16 protein-coding genes are annotated in these 18492 nt (G+C 64.9%); 8 read left to right on the top strand and 8 right to left on the bottom strand.

The window, feature by feature from the left end; genetic code table 11:
- From GobsT_RS00260 to GobsT_RS00245, 4 genes are all read right to left on the bottom strand, one after another.
- Nucleotides 1–3435 (bottom strand): PVC-type heme-binding CxxCH protein, encoded by a 3435-nt coding sequence (locus tag GobsT_RS00260; protein ID WP_010038441.1) that lies wholly within the window; start codon nt 3433–3435, stop codon nt 1–3.
- A 574-nt stretch (nt 3436–4009) separates the two neighbouring features.
- The gene (locus GobsT_RS00255) at nt 4010–5011 is read right to left on the bottom strand and encodes a DUF1559 domain-containing protein (protein ID WP_010038443.1); all 1002 of its coding nucleotides are present in this window, start codon (nt 5009–5011) and stop codon (nt 4010–4012) included.
- A gap of 327 nt (nt 5012–5338) precedes the next feature.
- On the bottom strand, nt 5339–5701 hold the full coding sequence (locus GobsT_RS00250) for a hypothetical protein (protein WP_010038447.1): 363 nt from the start codon (nt 5699–5701) through the stop codon (nt 5339–5341).
- Between the two features lie 199 nt (nt 5702–5900).
- Nucleotides 5901–7697: an acyl-CoA dehydrogenase family protein gene (locus GobsT_RS00245; RefSeq protein ID WP_010038449.1), complete on the bottom strand. Its 1797-nt coding sequence runs from the start codon at nt 7695–7697 to the stop codon at nt 5901–5903.
- A 313-nt stretch (nt 7698–8010) separates the two neighbouring features.
- Between GobsT_RS00245 and folE the strand changes: the two genes are divergently transcribed.
- The 8 genes from folE to GobsT_RS00205 all read left to right on the top strand — a co-directional run bounded on the left by folE (nt 8011) and on the right by GobsT_RS00205 (nt 14848).
- Nucleotides 8011–8586, top strand: coding sequence for a GTP cyclohydrolase I FolE (gene folE / locus GobsT_RS00240; protein WP_417936402.1), 576 nt, complete (start codon nt 8011–8013; stop codon nt 8584–8586).
- Between the two features lie 84 nt (nt 8587–8670).
- Nucleotides 8671–11712: an FAD-binding and (Fe-S)-binding domain-containing protein gene (locus GobsT_RS00235; protein ID WP_010038461.1), complete on the top strand. Its 3042-nt coding sequence runs from the start codon at nt 8671–8673 to the stop codon at nt 11710–11712.
- A gap of 24 nt (nt 11713–11736) precedes the next feature.
- Nucleotides 11737–11982: a MoaD/ThiS family protein gene (locus GobsT_RS00230; RefSeq protein ID WP_010038463.1), complete on the top strand. Its 246-nt coding sequence runs from the start codon at nt 11737–11739 to the stop codon at nt 11980–11982.
- Between the two features lie 157 nt (nt 11983–12139).
- Nucleotides 12140–12397, top strand: coding sequence for a hypothetical protein (locus GobsT_RS00225; protein ID WP_148087552.1), 258 nt, complete (start codon nt 12140–12142; stop codon nt 12395–12397).
- A gap of 17 nt (nt 12398–12414) precedes the next feature.
- Nucleotides 12415–12828 carry a molybdenum cofactor biosynthesis protein MoaE gene (locus GobsT_RS00220; protein ID WP_010038468.1) on the top strand — a complete coding sequence of 138 codons (414 nt, stop codon included), beginning with the start codon at nt 12415–12417 and terminating at the stop codon, nt 12826–12828.
- Between the two features lie 14 nt (nt 12829–12842).
- The gene (locus GobsT_RS00215) at nt 12843–13415 is read left to right on the top strand and encodes a histidine phosphatase family protein (RefSeq protein ID WP_029600826.1); all 573 of its coding nucleotides are present in this window, start codon (nt 12843–12845) and stop codon (nt 13413–13415) included.
- 97 nt (nt 13416–13512) lie between these two features.
- On the top strand, nt 13513–14526 hold the full coding sequence (gene moaA, locus GobsT_RS00210) for a GTP 3',8-cyclase MoaA (protein WP_010038472.1): 1014 nt from the start codon (nt 13513–13515) through the stop codon (nt 14524–14526).
- A gap of 19 nt (nt 14527–14545) precedes the next feature.
- A complete protein-coding gene (locus GobsT_RS00205) occupies nt 14546–14848 on the top strand; it encodes a hypothetical protein (protein WP_010038476.1) in 303 nt (100 codons plus the stop codon).
- Nucleotides 14849–14938: 90 nt separating this feature from the next.
- Here GobsT_RS00205 and GobsT_RS00200 read toward each other — a convergent pair whose 3' ends face one another.
- The 4 genes from GobsT_RS00200 to GobsT_RS40890 form a co-directional block, all read right to left on the bottom strand.
- A complete protein-coding gene (locus GobsT_RS00200) occupies nt 14939–15406 on the bottom strand; it encodes a hypothetical protein (RefSeq protein WP_010038477.1) in 468 nt (155 codons plus the stop codon).
- A 67-nt stretch (nt 15407–15473) separates the two neighbouring features.
- On the bottom strand, nt 15474–16583 hold the full coding sequence (locus GobsT_RS00195) for a DUF1559 family PulG-like putative transporter (protein ID WP_010038478.1): 1110 nt from the start codon (nt 16581–16583) through the stop codon (nt 15474–15476).
- A gap of 111 nt (nt 16584–16694) precedes the next feature.
- Nucleotides 16695–17966 carry a FecR domain-containing protein gene (locus tag GobsT_RS00190; RefSeq protein ID WP_010038479.1) on the bottom strand — a complete coding sequence of 424 codons (1272 nt, stop codon included), beginning with the start codon at nt 17964–17966 and terminating at the stop codon, nt 16695–16697.
- Nucleotides 17963–18490: a sigma-70 family RNA polymerase sigma factor gene (locus GobsT_RS40890; RefSeq protein ID WP_010038480.1), complete on the bottom strand. Its 528-nt coding sequence runs from the start codon at nt 18488–18490 to the stop codon at nt 17963–17965. Before GobsT_RS40890 ends, GobsT_RS00190 begins: the two co-directional genes overlap by 4 nt.
- Between the last annotated feature and the right edge of the window lie 2 nt (nt 18491–18492).

Raw genomic sequence — 18492 nt, 5'->3', positions numbered from 1 at the left:
TTACTTCTTCAACGGGTCCTTCAAGCTCGTCAGGAACTCGACCAGATCCCGCAGCTCGCGCCGGCTCAGCTTCTTGTGTAAATCGTCCGGCATCGCGCTCGGGCCAGTGCGCCGGCGCTGGATGTCCTCCACCGCGATCGTGCGCTCCTTGTTCTCCGCGGTGACGAGCTTCATCTCCTTTTTGTCCTCGCTCTTCACCACACCCGAGACGGTGGTGTCGTCGGCGAGCAACAAGATCACGGTGTCGTAGCCCTTTGCGATCTTCGCATTGGGAGCCACGACCGCTTCGAGCAAGTAGCGCCGGGTCTTCTCGGGGTCCGCCGCAAGTCCGTTCAGTGCGGGGCCGACGTCGCCGCCCTGCCCGTCGAGCCGGTGGCACCGCTGGCAGTACACCGCGGAGTTGTTTAGGAACAGGCTCCGCCCCTTATCCGCATCCCCACCCTCGAGCGCATCGGCGTAAGCCGCGAGCTTATCGCCCTTCGGATCATTCGCGAGCCGATTCTGGACGCGGCGGTAAGCTTCCACCTTTTCTTTCAACGGGACCGACAGCTTCAGCTTCGGTGCATTCGCGCGAGTCTCGGCGGCTTCGACTACGTCCAGCGCGAGCGCCCCGGGAACCTTGGCGTCATTCAGGCGATCGAGCCACAACCCGAGCAACTGGTCCGCGGCGTCGGACGTTTTCTGCGCGGCCAGAATTGCGAACGCCCCTTGCTTCTCGGCGACCGAGACGTTCGGGTTCTCAAGCAGCGCGGGTAGTTCCTTCAGTACCTCGGCGGGAGCGAGGCGCGCCTTCACGCTGCGCCCGGCGGCGCGGAGTCGCGGTTCGTCACTCGCAAGGGCGAACGCTGCCAGGTCGCGGGCCTCGGTCGCCTTCAGCGCATCGACTGCGTAGAGCGCCTCCACCCGGGTTGCGATCGGGCTCTTGGTGTCCTTCACGATCGCGGCCATCGCCGGGCCGAACTCCTTCAGGTTCAGCTTCGCAGCCACCTGCGCCGCTTCGGACCGTACAACCGTACTCCCCGCGAACACCGCGACGCCCGCCTTGAGCAGCGCGCCGGCCGCGATTTTGGTGTCACGCGGCGCGAGGTCGAGCGTCAGCCCGGTGATCGGATCGCGGCGCGGCGGCTTCGACCAGTCGCCGAGCAGCTTCAGTGCGAATGCGCGAACGTAGTCCGGCTCACTCTGGCGCGCGGCGAAGTTCGCGACGCGGGCGGCGCACTCGGGCGTCCCGAGGAAGTAGTTCGCAGCGAGGGCACGGAAGGCGACCGCGTCCGGTTCGCTCTTCTCCGCGAGCTTTGCCAGCACCGGAATAGCGCCCTCAATGCGTTCGTCGTAGGCCGCGCGGGCCACCTCCGCGACAATCTTCGCGTCCGCGTCCGCCACGAACTCGGCAACCTTCTCGCTCTTGAGTTTGCGCAGGGCAAGGACCAAACCCATGCGCACGGCGGGCACATCGTACTTCGCTTGATCCGCCTGCTTCGCCTGCTTCCACACGTTGACCAGATCAACCGGATTTGCGGTGAGCTTCACCAAGCCGATCACCGCGGCGTTGCGAAGGTACGGGTCTTTGTCGTTGTTCGCGCGAAGCAGGTCGAACAGCGGTGTGAACGCGCTCAGTTCACCGGTCGGACGCACACTCTCCCGCGGCCGGCCGGCCTTCCCGAACGCGACCGCGGCAGCCGCTTTCACGCGGTCATCAGGGTCCGTCAACAGGGCCTGCACCTTCGCGACGGGAGGACTCGATACCTTCCCGATCTGCTCAACCGAGGCCCGGCGTACCTCGCCGTCCGAGTCGCCCAGCGCCTCGACCAGTGACCGGACGGCCTCGCTGCTCTTGTGGGAAATCTGCCCGAGCCCCCACACGGCGTGCAGCCGTGCGAGTCGATTCTTTCCGTCCTTGAGAACACCCTCGAACGCCTTCAGCGCCTCTTCTGGTTTCCGCCCCGCCAACTCGAACTGAGCCTCCTGCCGGACTTGCTGGTGCGGGAACTCCAGCAGCTTCGCGAGTTCCGCAACGCTCGCCTTCTCGAACCCTGCCGCAAGGAGTTTCTGCGCCTCAGCCACCTTGGGGTTCTTCATCGCCTCGGCGTCCGTCACACGGAAGATGCGCCCGCGGTTCTGTGGCGCCCACCCGCCGACCCAGTCCGACCAGTAGAACGCACCGTCCGGGCCGAACTCGCAGTCGGTCGGCACCATCCCGCGCAAGAACGGTTCCGGCTTTTGTACCTCGAAGCTCGCGCCCTTCGGCTTCACGGACACCGCCCAGATCACACTGCTGCCCGCGCTGGACGTGAAGTCGCAGGCGAAGAAGTGGTCCTTGTACTTGTCGTTCAGCCCGATGCCCGGATAGTGCGTGATCCCGGCCGGACCGTTACCAAGGTGCAACAGCGGCGGCACGATCCAGGCGGGTTGCCCCTCGTGCTGCGTGTGCCAGAGCTTCTCGGTGTTCCACGCGCCGCGGTTGCCCTGCGGCACTTCCGGAGTGTGGTATCCGGTGCTGTACTGGAACCCACCGCGCCAGCCGCTGTCGCCGCCCTCAACAATGTGAACCCACCGCGCGCGGTCGCCGCTGTCGCAGTTGTTGTCGTAAGTGAACAGGTTACCGAAGTCGTCGAAGGCGATCTCCTGCGGGTTGCGCAGTCCGCTGTGAACCACTTCGAGGTTCGCCCCGTCCGGATCGCACCGCAGAACAGCGCCTGTATTCGGGTACTCGAGCTTCTTTCCTTCCTTGGTGGTAACCATGAACCCGCGGTCGCCCACACTGAAGTACAGTTTGCCGTCCGGCCCCATGCGAAGGCCGTGGAGGTCGTGACCGAGGAACTGCACCGTCGGACCGAAGCCGGTGAACAGCGACTTCTTCTCGTCCGCCTTCCCGTCCCCGTTAGTGTCCTTCAACTGGTAGAGGTCCGGGATGCAGGTGAAGTACACGCTCCCTTTTCGGGCGAGTACGCCGGCGGCGAGCCCGTCCTGCGGCCGGTTGTAGCCGCCGGAAAACACCTCGCTCTTATCCGCCGGACCGCGACCGTTGCTGGACCACACAACGCGCACTTGGTCGCTGTACTTCTCGTAACCTTTGTAGTTGTGCTTGTTGTACATCTTCAGCAGGTCGTCGATGCTGCGGTTCGCGAGGTCCTCGTCGAGCCACTTCATGTGGCCGCGAGTGTCCGGCACCCCGTTCTCGAACCGTGTGGTCTCCGCGACGTAACACTTGCCCTTCTCGTCGAAGCAGAACGATACCGGGTTCGCCATCGTCGGCGCGGACGCCCACACCTCGACCTTCAGCCCCTTGTCGGCGGCTTTAACCTGCGCAACCGCGGCGTCATCATCGCCGGACGGCCCCTTCTTGTTGGGTTGAGTGCCGGCCCCCTCCGGCGGCACGGCGAGCGCGAACGCAGTCGCCGCAAACAACGGCAATGCGAGAAGGTAGCGAGGCATTAGGAGATGCTCCGTTGGCGGGAACCTGGCGATATGTTGAGGCTACCGCAGACGGGGAGAGGCGGCAACCGCACGGCGCGAGCGACCTGAGCGCCGCAGGGAGCGAGCAGCGTAAAGTGAAATGGTGTGGAAAACAAAGTAGGGGCGGAAACGCGGCTATCAGTGCGCCGCGCTTCCGCCCCCGTTGACTCACACGTTCAATCAGATCAAAGCAAGAGCAAAATGGAAGGGTAGAAGCCCCTCATTCGCCTCAAGGAGCTTTCGGCATCCCACCCGGCTTGACGGGATCTTTTCCACCCTTCGGCAAGGGAGCCATCCCCCCGTAAGTCTTGTTGGGATCGGACGTATCAACGGGACCACTCGGAAGAGTCTTCCCCTCGCATCCGACAGCCGCCAACATCACACTAAAAACAAGGAGAGCAAAGGATTTCTTCATCGGACACCGGCCTCTGTTCAATTCAACTGGGAAAGGAGCGGGTCCGTTCCGGCGAACGGCAACGAACCCGAGCGAACTCAACACACACTCAACAGACCGGTCCTTTCGCCTTCTCGGACGAGGAGGCAAACACAGGCATTACTCCGTAACGACGGCACCGTCACCGACACCGTTGACCGCCACCCAAATCGGCCAAGACATGCTGGTCGTGTAGGTACCAACCGAACCGTCCGCACGGGCCGCTTGAACCGAACTCCCGTGCATCGAATGAGCACCCGGCCAGTCGCAGTTGATGCCCCACGCGGTCAAGTACGTCGGCGGGAAGCTGTACGGTGCGGTTAATCCGCTGACCCATTGCCCATCCACGCTCGGGGTGGCGGACCCGTCCGGCCCCATGAACGGGGGGAATTTGGAGGTTCCGGCGTACCCCGTGAAGACGAACGCAGCTCGGTGTACCGCTTCGCTCCCGCGGGCACGGAGAATGCCACCGCCCTGCTTGTTGAACGGCCCGTTCTTGAAGCCGTAGCTCGTCACTTCCGCAATAGCCACAACGTTCGACGTGCCGTCGGTAACGTCAGCAAACTTAAAGGTCCGGTTGACCGTGAACAGCCCGGAGTAATCCCCCGTTTTACCGGTACCTGGGTCGAAAACCGCGGTCGACCACCAGTGATAGCCCTCACTCCCGGCGTAGTTCGTGACGGCGATATTGTGCGTCTCGTCGGATTTGCCGTAGCCGGAATCCGACGGGCAGCGCAACAACGACACGTCGGTCGAGACGATGGTCTGCCCCCAGGCCGGGGCGTTAATGTTCGTCTGTTTGAACAAGTTGTCTTGCTCCACATACGGGAGCAAGTAGGTCAGCCAGGTGTGGTGGTTGGGCGGCGCGTTCGACGCGGGCACCGGCTTGGCCATCGTAAGGACGCCGGCCGCCGGGAACCGCCCGTTGGCATCGTGGAAGCTGTGCAGCGCCAGACCGAGCTGCTTGAGGTTGTTGGAGCACTTCATGCGCGCGGCGGCCTCGCGCACCTTCTGAACGGCGGGCAGGAGAAGCCCGATCAGGATCGCGATGATCGCGATCACCACCAGCAGCTCGATCAGCGTGAACCCACGCTTCGGTCTGGCGAGAGAGAAAGCGGACATAAGCGCCTCGGGAGAAGGTGCCGCTCGGGAGTGACTGGAGTAATGAGCGGCAAGAACAATTGAAATGGACCCGTGCAATCAATTTCTAAACTCCGCTGACGAGCCGGTCAAGCGAAATCAAATGTTCTGCGCAGGGCAACCCAAATGCCGCTCAAATTGAACGGACCATCGGCGAACCTGAAGCCCGACGACAACCGGCTGTTCGTCAGCAAGACGTGACAAAACTCCGACAGCAAATTGTCTTTAAAATCGACAAACGCGCCGACAATCCGGCGCGTCATGCAAAAGAAGTGAAACGAATCGGGTACCGGGTGCGGAGAAGGCCTGTCACGATACCGCAATGCCGCGCAGCACGTCCAACATTTCGTTGAGCACACTCTCCGTCTTCAACGCAGACTTCCGGGCAACCTCAAACAATTCCGCGAGCAACGCAGCATCACCCTCCTGACCGGTTATGGCCTGCGTCTCGGTTACAACTCGCCGCTGCGCATCGGTGATTTGAGCCACGTACGTCCGCGCGGCCGACGCGTCGCCCTCACCCTCAACCCGCCCCGGGCTGCGACTGATGTGAACATATCCCGAACCGACTGCCAGCCGAAACGACTCGTCCGAATGCGAGCGCCACTTCAGCTCACCCTTGGGCGTCTTGGCAATGACCGCTTGCAGCAACTCTTGAAGCTTCGGTTCCATCGGCATCCCAGTCGTATAACCGACGACGCGCCCCGCCGGCGTTCAAACCGAGAAGGCGTACCACAACCTGTGCAAAAGCGTTCTCGCAAGCACTTCGGCAGCAACCGCGCTAAGGGCCTTAGCGCGTTCATCCGCACAGCTCAGCGTGCCCTCACCAGCGCAACCCTAGTTCACGAAATGCCACACCCGGGAGCACCCCTCAGAACTTCATAATCGTCGCCCGGGCGCTCTCCAAAAGCGAAGCATCGTCGTTATCGTCGAGCGCGGCGAACCGCTCGCGGATGCGGCGGAACGCCAGCTTCAGGAAGTACTTTCCGGCGACCGGGTCCGCATGGTGATCGGTCACCGCCTTAGCGTTTTCGCCCGCTTGTCCGAGTAGGGAATCGAGCCGGGCCAGTACGCACGCGCTCACGTAAAGGTCAATGGCAATGTCTGCGATGCGCTCGTGGACCAGCTCCGACACCGCAAAGTTCTCTTCCGTCTTCGCGGCCATGAACACGTGCGGGAGCTTCAACCCGAACTCACGCACGAGCCGGGCCAGCGTGTACGCGTCGTCCTTCAGTTCTGGCGCTGTCACCGGGACTTCCGGAGTGCCGGTCGTGAGCCACGGCGCCGCGAGTTGCCCGACCACCCCGAGTGACTGTCCCAACTTACGCAAGCTCCACCGACCGCCGAGCATGTCGTCTTGGAGCCCCTTCAGGTACACCCCCGGGCCACGGCACCCCACCACCGCAATGAACGCTTTCAGCACATCGTTCGCGCCTTCGCCGATGGTGTTGATGCGAGCGTCACGCATCCACCGCTCGATCGGCTGGTCGCAGAAATACCCCTTCCCGCCGTACACCTGGAGCGTGTCGTTCACGATCGTCCACAGGTGCTCCGTCGCGAACACCTTCAGAATAGCCGTCTCCAGCATGTAGTCCGGCGCACCGCGGTCGATGAACGCCGCACACTCGGCGGTCGCAGCCTCCATCGCGAAACAGTGCGCCGCCGCGAACGCGACCTTTTTCTGCACGAGCTGAAATTCTGCCAGCGATTGCTGGAACTGCACCCGCTTTTTGGCGTGCGTCGTCATCGCCTGAATGCAGGCTTTCGCGTGGCCGGTACACGTCGCACCGAAGGTCACGCGGCCGTAATTCAGCACCGTCAAGGCCGCTTGGAGCCCGCGGCCGAGTTGGCCGAGTACGTTCTCCTTTGGCACGCGCATGTTCGTGAACCGGATCTTTCCGGTCGCGGTGCCACGGATGCCACACTTCTCGGCTCGCGCCTCGACGACCTCAAAGCCGGGCATGTCGGGCGTCACCAGAAAGGCGCTGACCTTGCCTTTCGGGCTCGACGGGTCCGGGGTCCGGGCCATGACGGTGAGAACGTGGGCGATCCCGCCGTTGGTGATGTAGTGCTTGGTCCCGTTCAGGACGTACGCCGAACCGTCCTCGGTCGGTGTCGCGGTGGTCTGAACGTTTCCGGCGTCCGATCCCGCTTCCGGTTCCGTCAGCGCGAAGGCACACAGTTTCGAGCCGTCGTACAGACCCGGGAGCCAGCGCGCCTGCTGCTCCTTCGACCCGAACAGGCACAGCGCGCGCACACCGATCGAGTGGTGCGCGTTGACGAACACCGCGACGCTCGCGTCGTGCCCGCCCAGCACCTCCATCGTCTTCAAATATTGCTGCTGACCGAACCCGAGCCCGCCGTACTCGGCCGGGATGGTGAGCTTGTACAGGCCGAGATCGGCCAGCCCCCGCACAACGGCATCCGGGATGCGCGCCTCGCGGTCGATGCGCATGTGATCGATGTGCGATTCGGCGTAGGCGCGCACCTTCGCGGCCATCTCGTCCGCCGCCGCCCGTTGGTCGGGTGGGAGAACGGGGTACGGGTAAAGCAAACCCGCCTTGAACTTGCCGAAGAAGAGGGCCTTCGCAAACCCGACGTCCGGACCGGCAATGAGTTCTTCAACGTCCTTGCGTTGCTCAGCGATCTGCTGTGCGGTTAGGGCCATGTTTGAAACCCTCGTTCCGAAGGGCCTGGAGAGGTGGACCGTGCGATACGGTATTATACCGTCCACCGTGTCAAGAAGTCGTTACCGGGGCGCAACCGGAAGTGCCGGCCGATTCCGTCCAAACGAAAACGACACGCTCGGCCAGCCGTGAAGCCCCTGTACACCTTCCGACACCTCGCCGCCCACCAAAACCATCTACAATACTCCCGCGAATCGGTACGGTTCGCCCTACCCGGAGCGCCGCTTGAGCAAGATCAGCCGACACACGCCCTCGCCCGACGACGCCGACGAGGCGCCGCGCACCTCCAACGCCATCACCCCGCTAAAAATCGATCACGCCCGGCTCCGCAGCGCGGTGCGCGAGATCCTTCTCGCCGTCGGCGAGGACCCGGACCGTGAGGGGCTGCTCGAAACCCCGGACCGCGTGGCCCGGATGTACGCCGAGGTGTTCGCCGGGCTGCAAACCGACCCCGCGGTCTACCTCCAGAAAACGTTCACGCAGAAGCACGATGAGATGGTGCTGGTCAAAGACATCGAATTCGCGTCGTGCTGCGAACACCACCTGCTCCCGTTCTTCGGGAAGGCCCACATCGCCTACCTTCCTAACGGCCAGATCGTCGGCCTCTCGAAACTCGCCCGAGTGGTGGACGCCGTCGCGCGGCGCCCACAGGTTCAGGAGCGCATGACCGAGAACATTGCCGACCTGGTCATGACGCACCTGAAGGCCCGGGGCGTGGGCGTGGTGATCGAGGCGAGCCACTCGTGCATGACCATTCGCGGGGTGCGGAAGCCCGGCGCGATGACCATCACCAGTTCGATGCGCGGCGGGTTCCTCGACAGCCCCGCCACCCGCGCGGAAATGATGTCACTAGTGTTCGGCGGGAAATAGCGAGCCGGCCCCCAGCAGTGGGCAGCCCTTCGTCGGAAATTCTGCTACCCTGTGTCTGCCCACTCTCACGGTCCACCGCACGCCGTGTTCGACGAAACCCAGATCATCGACGACCTCCGCGGCTCGTTCCGCGGACGGCTCCACTTCGACCGGCTCACGCGCGGCCTTTACGCCACCGACGCCAGCCCGTTCCACACAGAACCGGCCCTCGTCGCGGTCCCGGAAGACGTGGAAAGCGTCGCAAACCTCGTGCGGTACTGCCACGAGCACGCGATCCCACTCGCCCCACGCGGCGCCGGAACCGGGTTGAGCGGCGAATCCCTGACGTGGGGAGTGGTGCTGGACCTGAGCCGCCACTTCCGCCAAGTGCTCGCAATCGGCCCCGACACCGTAACCGTTCAGGCCGGTGCCGTTCTCGCAGATCTGAACGCCGAACTGGCACGGGTCGGCCGCCGGTTCGCGCCCAACCCCGCCAGTGCAGCGACCTGCACCATCGGGGGTATGATCGCAACGAACGCGAGCGGCGCGAACGCGTTCCTTCACGGATACACACGAGACCACGTTGCGGGTCTGGGTGTGGTGTGGAACAACGGCGAACGGGACCGAATCGGAAGTTCGCTCGTCAGCGAAAGTACAACGGCAGCGCAACACGAACCCGGACCGCAAGGTCCTTCAGAACCACCGGCCGAAAGTCACCCAGAAGAAATTCACCACCCGCGCCAACGTGCGATTACCCGCGCCGTAACCGAACTTCTCACCCTGCACGCCGAGCGCATTGCGACGGCCCGGGTGCGAACAGCGTTCGATCGGTGCGCGTACCAGCTTCACGGGGTGCTCGGCGGGGCCGATCCAGACCTCACAAAGTTGCTTGTGGGATCGGAAGGTACACTTGCGATCGTTACTGAAGCGACCCTCCGCACGGTCCCGGTCGCGGGCGGCACGTGCCTCAGCCTCATCGGGTTTCCGACCCTCGACGCCGCTGTTCGCGCCGGCCTCGCCCTGCGCCAATACAGCCCGGTGCTGTGCGACCTACTCGAACGGCGACTCCTCGCTCTGACGCGCGGGTACGGCATTCCGACCGTCGGAGCGGCGCTACTGGTCGGGTTCGAAGCCGACAGCGAGCGCCGCGCCACGGAGCGCGCGTGGGGTGCGGTCGAATCCCTTCAACGCGAGCACATCCTCCGCGTGCTCGCGGAACCAACCTGCACCCCCGAAGGGGTCGCTCACATCCGAAACATCCGCGACGCGGCCGTCTCGGGCCTGCACTCCCAAAATGGCCCGCGCCCGGTCGCGTGCATTGAGGACGTCGGAGTACCAGCCGAGGCGTTGCCCGAATTCCTGACCCGCGTCCAGGACATTCTGAAGCGCTTCGAGCTGAGCGGCACGTTCCTGGTCCACGCACTGACCGGCCAAGTTCACACGCGCCCGCTGCTCGACCTCGGCGAACCGACCGACCGGGCAAAGCTCTGGCCGCTCGCGGAATCGGTTCACGCGCTCGCGCTCGCGCTCGGCGGCACCGTCAGCTCGCAGCACGGCACCGGCATCGCCCGCACCCCCTGGGTAGAGCGGCAGTTCGGCACACTGATGCCGGTGTTCCGTGAACTCAAGCGGATCTTCGACCCCAAAGGCATCCTCAACCCGGGGAAGATCGTCGGGCCGGACCCGAGCCGCGAGGCCTGGCCCCTGCGAAAGCCGCACCGGCACGAACAGCAAGAAGAAGAGGCGTCGCAAGACGGACGAGCCGAGTCGGAAGCCGAGACCGGTTCCGTGCCTCTCGCCCCCGAGCCCCCGCCCCGCACCCCGCTGCTCCTCTGGACGGGCGCGCCAGAAGCCGAGGCGGCCCGGTGCAACGGGTGCGGCGATTGTCGCACCCGCACGCCCCCGGAACGCATGTGCCCCGCGTTCCGCTCCCGCGGCGACGAGCACGCGACCCCGCGAGGCATGGCAAATATGCTCCGCGTGCTGCGAGACCCGACCGCCGCCACCCCCGACGAGGTGCGGACCGTCGCGGAGCTGTGCGTCAATTGCAAGATGTGCCGCGACGAGTGCCCGGCCAAAGTCAACGTTCCGAAACTCATGCTCGAAACCAAGGCCCAGCGCCACGCGGAACACGGACTGGAGCGCGGGGACTGGGTGCTCGCCCGCACCGAAGGGCTCGCGGCCCTCGGCAGCAACTTCGCCCCGCTCGTCAACGCGCTCCTCGGTCGCCGCTCCGCCCGGTGGCTGCTGGAGAAGTTTCTCGGTGTCTCGCGCCGGCGCCGGCTGCCGGCGTTCCACCTGAGAACGTTCTTCCGTCGTGCCCGCGGGCTCGGGCTCATGCGCCGCCCGAGCGTCGCTCCCGCGCTGCCCGGAACGCCCCGCGTGGCGCTCTTCGCGGACGTCTTCGCGTCGTACAACGACCCCCTCATCGGCGTGGCCGCCGTCCGGGTGCTACAGCACCACGGGATCGAGGTTCACGTGCCGTCGCGCCAGGTGGGGAGCGGGGTCGCTCCGCTCGCAAAGGGGGATCTCGACACCGCCCGCGAGCGCGCGCTGCGCAACATCCGGGTGTTCGCGGACCTCACCCGACACGGGTTCCGCATCGTGTGCCTGGAGCCGACCTCGGCGCTCATGCTGACCCAGGACTACCAGGACATCCTCGACGATCCCGATGCGATTGCTGTGGCCGCACACACGGTCGAACTCACGACCTATCTCGGTGAGTTACACGCCGCGAAGAAACTCCGCACCGACTTCCAACCGCTCGACGTTACACTGGGACACCACATCCCGTGCCACATGAAAGCGCTGCGCGGAGCGGTCCGCGGTCCGGGGCTGCTGGAACTCATTCCCGGAGTGAAAGTCCACACGATCGACGCGGGCTGCTCCGGAATGGCCGGCACCTGGGGGCTGAAGGCCGAGAACTTCGACACCTCACTCGTGGCCGGAGCCGGCATGCTGACCGAGTTGAACCGCCCGCGCGTCCTGTTCGGCTCGACCGAATGCAGCGCCTGCCGGATGCAGATGGAACAGGGCAGCGGTAAGCGCACCCTGCATCCGATCCAGTACCTCGCCTACGCCTACGGCCTGCTTCCCGAGTTGGAAGAGCGGTTCCGCAAGCCACTCGGCGGGCTGGTAAGCGACTAGCCGCGGTGCGCACGGACCGTCACCATGACACTTACGGTAAAGCTGTTTGCCGCCCTCCGCGACCTTGCCGGCTCGGACACCGTGACGGTCGTGCTGCCGGACGGCACAACCGTTGGCGCCCTCCGGCTCGAATTGGGGAACCGGCTGCCGCTCGCGCGAAGCCTGCTCGCGCGCTCAGCCGTCGCTGTGAACCACGACACCACGGACGATGAACATGTCCTCGCCCCAGCCGACGAATGCGCCGTCATCCCCCCCGTCAGCGGCGGATGAGAGCCGTACATGCCGCTCGTGTTGGCGCTGCTGCCTCGTTCCGCTGTTCGGGGCGGCATGTCTCTTATCCGTGGCGCTACTCCAGATCCCGATCGGTCACGTCCGTGCCCGCTGGGAACAGCCGAGCCACCTGAATTTCGGAAGCAACGACCCATACGTGGTGTTCGTCGTTGACCGCTCGTCGTGGTGGAATGAGCCGAACCGGTTCCGGCACTGCGGCATCGGCGTTGTATCCCACGTTCACGGTGACCTGCTGTACGGGCACTGGACCGAGTACGAGTTCCACAACCCTTCCAGTGACCCGAATTACTTCACCAATTGCACGACCGTTTGGGACCCAGAAGGAGTCACGATCATCGAGCCGAGCGGTCACAAGCTGTTCGTCCCGAAGAATGCATTCATCGGGGGCCGGTAAGACGCTACACTTCCAATATGTTCCGGCTCACGCACGACCCGATCGACTACCACGCACTGACCGAAAGCGTCCGCAACCCGCACTGCGGGGCGGTCGTGCTGTTTCTCGGAACCGTGCGCGACCTCACCGGTTCGCGGGTCACGGTGTTTCTGGAGTACGAAGCCTACGCGCCAATGGCGGAAAAGAAACTGGCCGAGATCGAAGCGGCGGCCCGAGAGCGGTGGCCGATCGGCGAACTCGCAATCACCCACCGGCTCGGCCGGCTCGAAGTGGGAGAGGTGAGCGTGGCGGTCGCGGCGAGTTGCCCGCACCGCGGGGACGCGTTCGACGCCTGCCGCTACGTAATCGATACGCTGAAAGAACTGGTACCGATCTGGAAGAAAGAGAACGCGCCGGACGGAACCGGGGAATGGGTCCACCAATCAAAATGACGGACGGCCACCCCATGAACGACCTGCCTACGATCTACCTCGCGCGTCACGGCGAAACCGAGTGGTCGAAGTCCGGACAGCACACCGGGCGCACCGACCTGCCGCTCACCGGTCCGGGCGAAGAATCGGCACGAAAGCTCGGCGAACGGCTCAGAGGTATCACATTCGATCACCAGTTCACAAGCCCTCTGTCACGCGCCCGCCGAACCGCGGAACTCGCGGGATTTTCGCCCAGCACGGACCCGGATTTGCTGGAATGGCATTACGGAGAATTTGAAGGGCTGAAGAGCAAGGAAATTGCCGCGCGCCGGCCCGGGTGGAACCTGTTCCGCGACGGCGCACCCGGCGGTGAAAGCCCCGATGAGGTTAAAGCCCGCGTCGATCGCCTCGTGACCAAGTTGAAGGGCCTCCACGGCAACGTCATCTGCTTCGCACACGGGCACATCCTGCGCGTGATCGCGGCGCGGTGGATCGAACACCCGGTGACGCTCGCGACCTCAATATTGTTGGGCACGGCCACACTGAGCATCCTGGGCTTTAACCACCACAACCTCGCCGAGCCCGCAATCCAGGTTTGGAACAGCTAGGCTTCGGCACGAAGCCCGGGACCGAGAACGAGAGCAAGAACGGAACGAAGACGTGAGCGCGCGACACCCGTTACGACTCGCTTCCGATCCGGGGCCGGTGTCCCGCCCCACACCGCCCGCACCGGGCTCCGCGCTTCGAGACTCGTTCGGCCGCATCCATAACAACCTGCGCATTTCCGTCACGGACCGGTGCAACCTGCGCTGCACCTACTGCATGCCCGAGAACGTAACGTTCCAAGATCGCTCGGAGCTACTCACGTTCGAAGAGATCGTGGCGTTCGTTCGCGTGGCCGTCCCGCTGGGGGTGAACAAGGTTCGGCTCACCGGCGGCGAACCACTGATGCGGAAAGAACTGCACAAACTCGTGCGGCTGCTGACAGCCGTTCCCGGGCTCACCGACATTGGCCTCACAACCAACGGCATTTTGCTCGCTGAGCACGCCCAAGAGCTGTTCAATGCGGGTCTCCGGCGGCTTAACGTCTCGCTCGACACCCTCGATCCGGCGCGGTTCCGCTCGCTGACCCGGCGTGACGGGCTCGAACGGGTACTCGCGGGTCTCGAAGGGGCCAAACGGGCGGGGTTCTCTCCCATCAAGGTGAACACGGTGGCCGTCCGCGGGTTCGCGGAACACGATGTCGTCCCGCTCGCCCGTTACTGCCGCGCCAACGGGTTCGAGTTGCGGTTCATCGAGTACATGCCCATCGGGGCCGAGGCGTGGGAGCGCGAGAAGGTGCTCTTCGCGTCCGAAATCCTCGATCGGGTTCAGCGCGGGGTGGGCGAGTTAGTACCGACGAATCACGACCCGTCTTCCCCGTCACTGGACTACGCCTACAGCGATGGCGGTGGAACGGTAGGGATAATCGCGTCGGTGTCGCGACCGTTCTGCGCGTCGTGCAACCGCCTCCGCCTCACGGCCGACGGCAAGCTACGCAACTGTCTGTTCGCGCTCGATGAAACTGACGTGAAAGTATTTTTACGGCAGGCTACAATAGATGAGTTGGGAATTGCGAACGCCCTGCGCACGAGCGTATGGACCAAGTGGCGGGGCCACGAAATCAACACCGCGACCTTCGTGAAGCCCGACCGCACCATGCACGCCATCGGCGGCTGAACGCCCAAAGGGTCGAGCCATGAGCCGTTTCGACGACGAAAACGATGGCGACGACTTCGACAGCCCGGAGGAGACCGACGCGGTCATTCGCGAGCTCCGAGCAAAGATCGTTCGCTTAGAAGCCCGGCTGGATCAACTCTCGGCAAGCGTCCGTGAACAAACGGCCGAGTACGTCACAATTTCGGCCCGGCTCGCGGAGATGGAAGCGGTGTTGAAACGGCTCCGCATCCGGCAGCGCCGCGACACGAAGTTACTCCTTCTCGCGTGGCTGATGGTTGTCGTCTCCCTAAGCCTGTCGCTGTACACCTACTTCGTTCGGTAAGGGTTGCCGAGAGTACGGCGAATGAACGATCCGCTTCGCCGCATCTGAGGCGAAGCGGGTGACCGTGACTGCACGGACCAATCCGTTGGCTCAACGGGGAAGCTTAATCTCGTAAGTGTTCGCTCCAGCGTTGATGGTGGTCGAGAGCCCGGATGTCGCCGGGTTCGCGAACTTCGCCGGCACGTCAACGATCTTGGGCGGGGCCGTGACACCCTTGCCTTTAGCCTCCGGCCCCTTGTAGTAGCCGGACATCAGCTTGCCCTGCATCTCGCCCCGAACCGGTGCCGTGTTAACCGCCACTTTCACCTCCCCGAGGGGAGCGTTTTCGACCTTGTACCGCCCGGTCGCTTCGTCCACATGGCCGGTGGCCGACCCACCGGCCCCCGCGACGATGACGAGAGCGGCCGGAACCTTTTCGGTCCCATAAGTCACCGTCCCTTCGAGAGTCGCCCCGGTTTCCGGGAGCCGCTCCTCGCGCACGTACCCGCCGCACGAGGTCATCAGCACCCCGCACGCGGCCAACAGCACTCCCGCCCCAAGCCGCACGATCCGCCGCATGGTAACCTCCGTATGTTGGGACCCGCGATGCGAACGGCCCCGACCGGTGGGCCGGGGCCGGCGTGCATCAGGGCAGGCTGACGGCCTCACCGCCCGCCGGGGTGACCGCGGCGCTCCAAGACTGCACCGAGACGGAAGTGTTAATGGTGCGGACGCTGCCGTCGCACATCACGGCCTGGAGCCCGCCCGCGTAGAACGGGTACAGGTTGTACGCCTGCTGCTGGTCCGGAACCAACCGGTTCCGCGGCGTCTGGAAGTACTCGTTCGAATCCCCGCTCACCATGCGGCAGTTGCCGAGCCACCACTGTCCGAAGTTGTCGTCCCAGCTCTGGGTCGGGTCGTTGCAGTTGCACCCGAAGAAGGGCAGCCCCTCGGGCGGGCAGTCGGTGGTGGCCCACATCTGAACCCCGAACGGCCCGTTGCCGGTCCCGCCGCTGTTATTGACAGCCCAGTCCTTGTAGGACATTTGGGTGTTGCCGGAGACCATCTGCTTCTCGACGACGGCGATGGTGTTGGAGGTGCCGTCGGTGATGCCGCCCACGCGCCGGGCGCCGCCCCCCGCGTTGTTCCAGGCCACGTCCCACACGCTGAACCCGCCGTTCCCGGTAGCCTGACCGAACGCGCGGACGTTCGGCGCGTAACTCACCAAGCCCATCTGGTACGTCGTACCGTTGCCGGTGTACGGCCAAGCCCAGTTCACGTACTGGTAGGCGCTAACGTCAGCCGGCGCGATATAGGTCTTCGGGGTCGATGACCCGACCAGCTTGCTCGCGTCGTCCTTGCGAGTCCCCATCAGAAACCACTGGTAGCCGTTGATCGAGCTGTGCAGCGCGGCCTGCTCGATGTACGGCAGCAGCGCGTAAAAGAAGGTGGTCTTGTCGCTGCCCGCGGTGCTCGCACTGTCGGGCAGATACGGCCCGCTGTAGTGGACCTGGCCCGGGGGGCCGCTGTTGAACGACGCCCACTGGTTCACCAGCACCGGGGGATAGGCCCCGAAGGTGTCGTGAGCGGAGTGGAGGGCCAACCCGATCTGTTTGAGGTTGTTCGCGGACTGAGTGCGGGCGGCGGCCTCGCGCACCTTTTGCACCGCGGGCAGCAGCAACCCGATCAGGATGGCGATGATCGCGATTACGACCAGCAACTCAATGAGCGTAAAACCGGGACGAACGCGCCGCATGGGAGAGACCTCCGGCGAGTGGAGAGAAAATGAGCCGACGAGCAAAACAACGGACGCGGGCGAGCGAGCCGCGGCCCGGGGCGAGTCACCCGGGCCGCGGGAGCCGGCCGATCAGCGGCGACCGGGGCGAGTCACCCGGAGTTCCGCGATCTCGAGGCCGACGTCAGTATCAAACGTGTTCACGATCAGCAGGAACCCGATCCACGGGGCGGCGAACTGGGGCGCATGCCGGTTGTCCAACATGTCGCCGGCGCGGACCCGGAGCCAGCGCCACCGCCCGTCGGTCGCCTCGAAGCCGCCGTTGTACTCGAGCACGCCCGTATCGGACGCGTGCGAATGCTCGGTCCGGACGCACACGCACACCTGCCCCCGCGGGGCGGCCCCGCGGGTCCGGTACCGCACCTCGAACACCGACCCGCCGGTCACAGCAAAGAGCCCGCGGGCCCACTGGTGATCCGAGCGGATCTGGAACAGAACCGCGTTTCCATGGTACGGGTCGGGCCATGCGTCCGGGCGCAGCACCGGGCCGTCCGAGCCGACCTCGCGATGCCCGACATGCCAGCCGAGCGGGAGCGGCTCCGCGAGATTTAAGGCGAACTCCTCAGGGGGCCGGCGGATCGGCTCCTGACGCGTGGACCCGTTGGCGTCGACGGTGAGCATCTCGCCGCCGCCGACCACCGCGAGCGGTTCACCGCTCGGGGCGGCCACGCTCGCCCGGCCTTTGTGTACTTCAACCTCAGCGGCCCGCTCACCTTGTCCGAGCGTGACGACAGTCCCGCCCACCGCCACCAGAGACACCAAAGTGGTAACAAGCCGCAGGCCGTCCCCTGGGTACTGGGGGCGCAGATCCGCACTCGCAGTGCCCTGATGAAGCCGCAGTTCGCCGTCACCCACGGTTAGCGCCGAGTCGCCCAACAGAGCGACGGTGGTCCCGTTGGAGAACGAGAGCACAGCAAGCGAGCCGGGTCCCTGGGTCGAAACAGTCGCCCCGGCCGGCACGCGGCCACGCGCCGGCACACGGGACCCGTCCGCCGTCAGGACGGTAACGCGACCTTGAACCGCCGTGAGTCGAGCCCCGGACCCGGTGTAGCCCCATGCCCAAGTGACCAGAGCCGCACCGCCGACGCTGGCGGCCAGACCTGCGGCCAGTAACCCGCGCCGCGACAGCCGGCGCCGGGCCGGCTGCGGTTCCTGTCCGGCACGGCTAACAGCCGGCAGTTCTGCAACGGCCACCGCTTGCACGCACAGGAACTGGAACCCGTCTCGCGCACCGGCGTCGGTCGCCAGCAGGCGCTCCAGTTCGTCGGCCTCGGCGGGGGTCAGCGTGTCGTCCCAATAGCGAACGAACAACTCCGTCAGGCGCGGTTCTGGTGACGAACTCATTGCGTCCCCCGGACAGCCCCTCCTACCAGCCGCTTCTCAACACACTCTCGCAACCCGCGATGCAGCCGCGACAGCGACTGATACACCGCGTCCGCGGTGCGACTCAGCCGGCGCGCGACATCGACGGCCGACAGCCCCTCACCGTAGCGCAACTGCAACAACCCTCGGGCGGACGGCGTCAGCTCAGCGAGGCACCGGTGCAAAGCTTCGACCCGATCCGACCAAGACCCGTCCGCCACGTCCGTATCCGGGGACTCGAGCAGATCGAGCACCTCATCGGGCAACACGCGGGTCTGCCGAAGACGGCAGGCATCCACGGCCCGGTGGCGGGCGGCGCGCAAGGACCAAGCGAGCAGGTGCCCGGAGTCACGGAAATCAGAACGATGTTCGAGGGCCGCCAGGACCACTTGCTGAAAAATGTCGTCAGCGCCGTGAGTGTCGCGCAGCACACCCGCTGCGAGTGCGGTTATGCGCAACCGCTCACGCAGGAGCACCTGAACCACAACGTCTGATTCGAGCACCATAC

It is taken from the genome of Gemmata obscuriglobus, from assembly GCF_008065095.1.
Lineage (GTDB): Bacteria > Planctomycetota > Planctomycetia > Gemmatales > Gemmataceae > Gemmata > Gemmata obscuriglobus.
The sequence above is the reverse complement of the archived record's forward strand: the minus strand, read 5'-3'. Positions and strand labels throughout refer to the sequence as shown.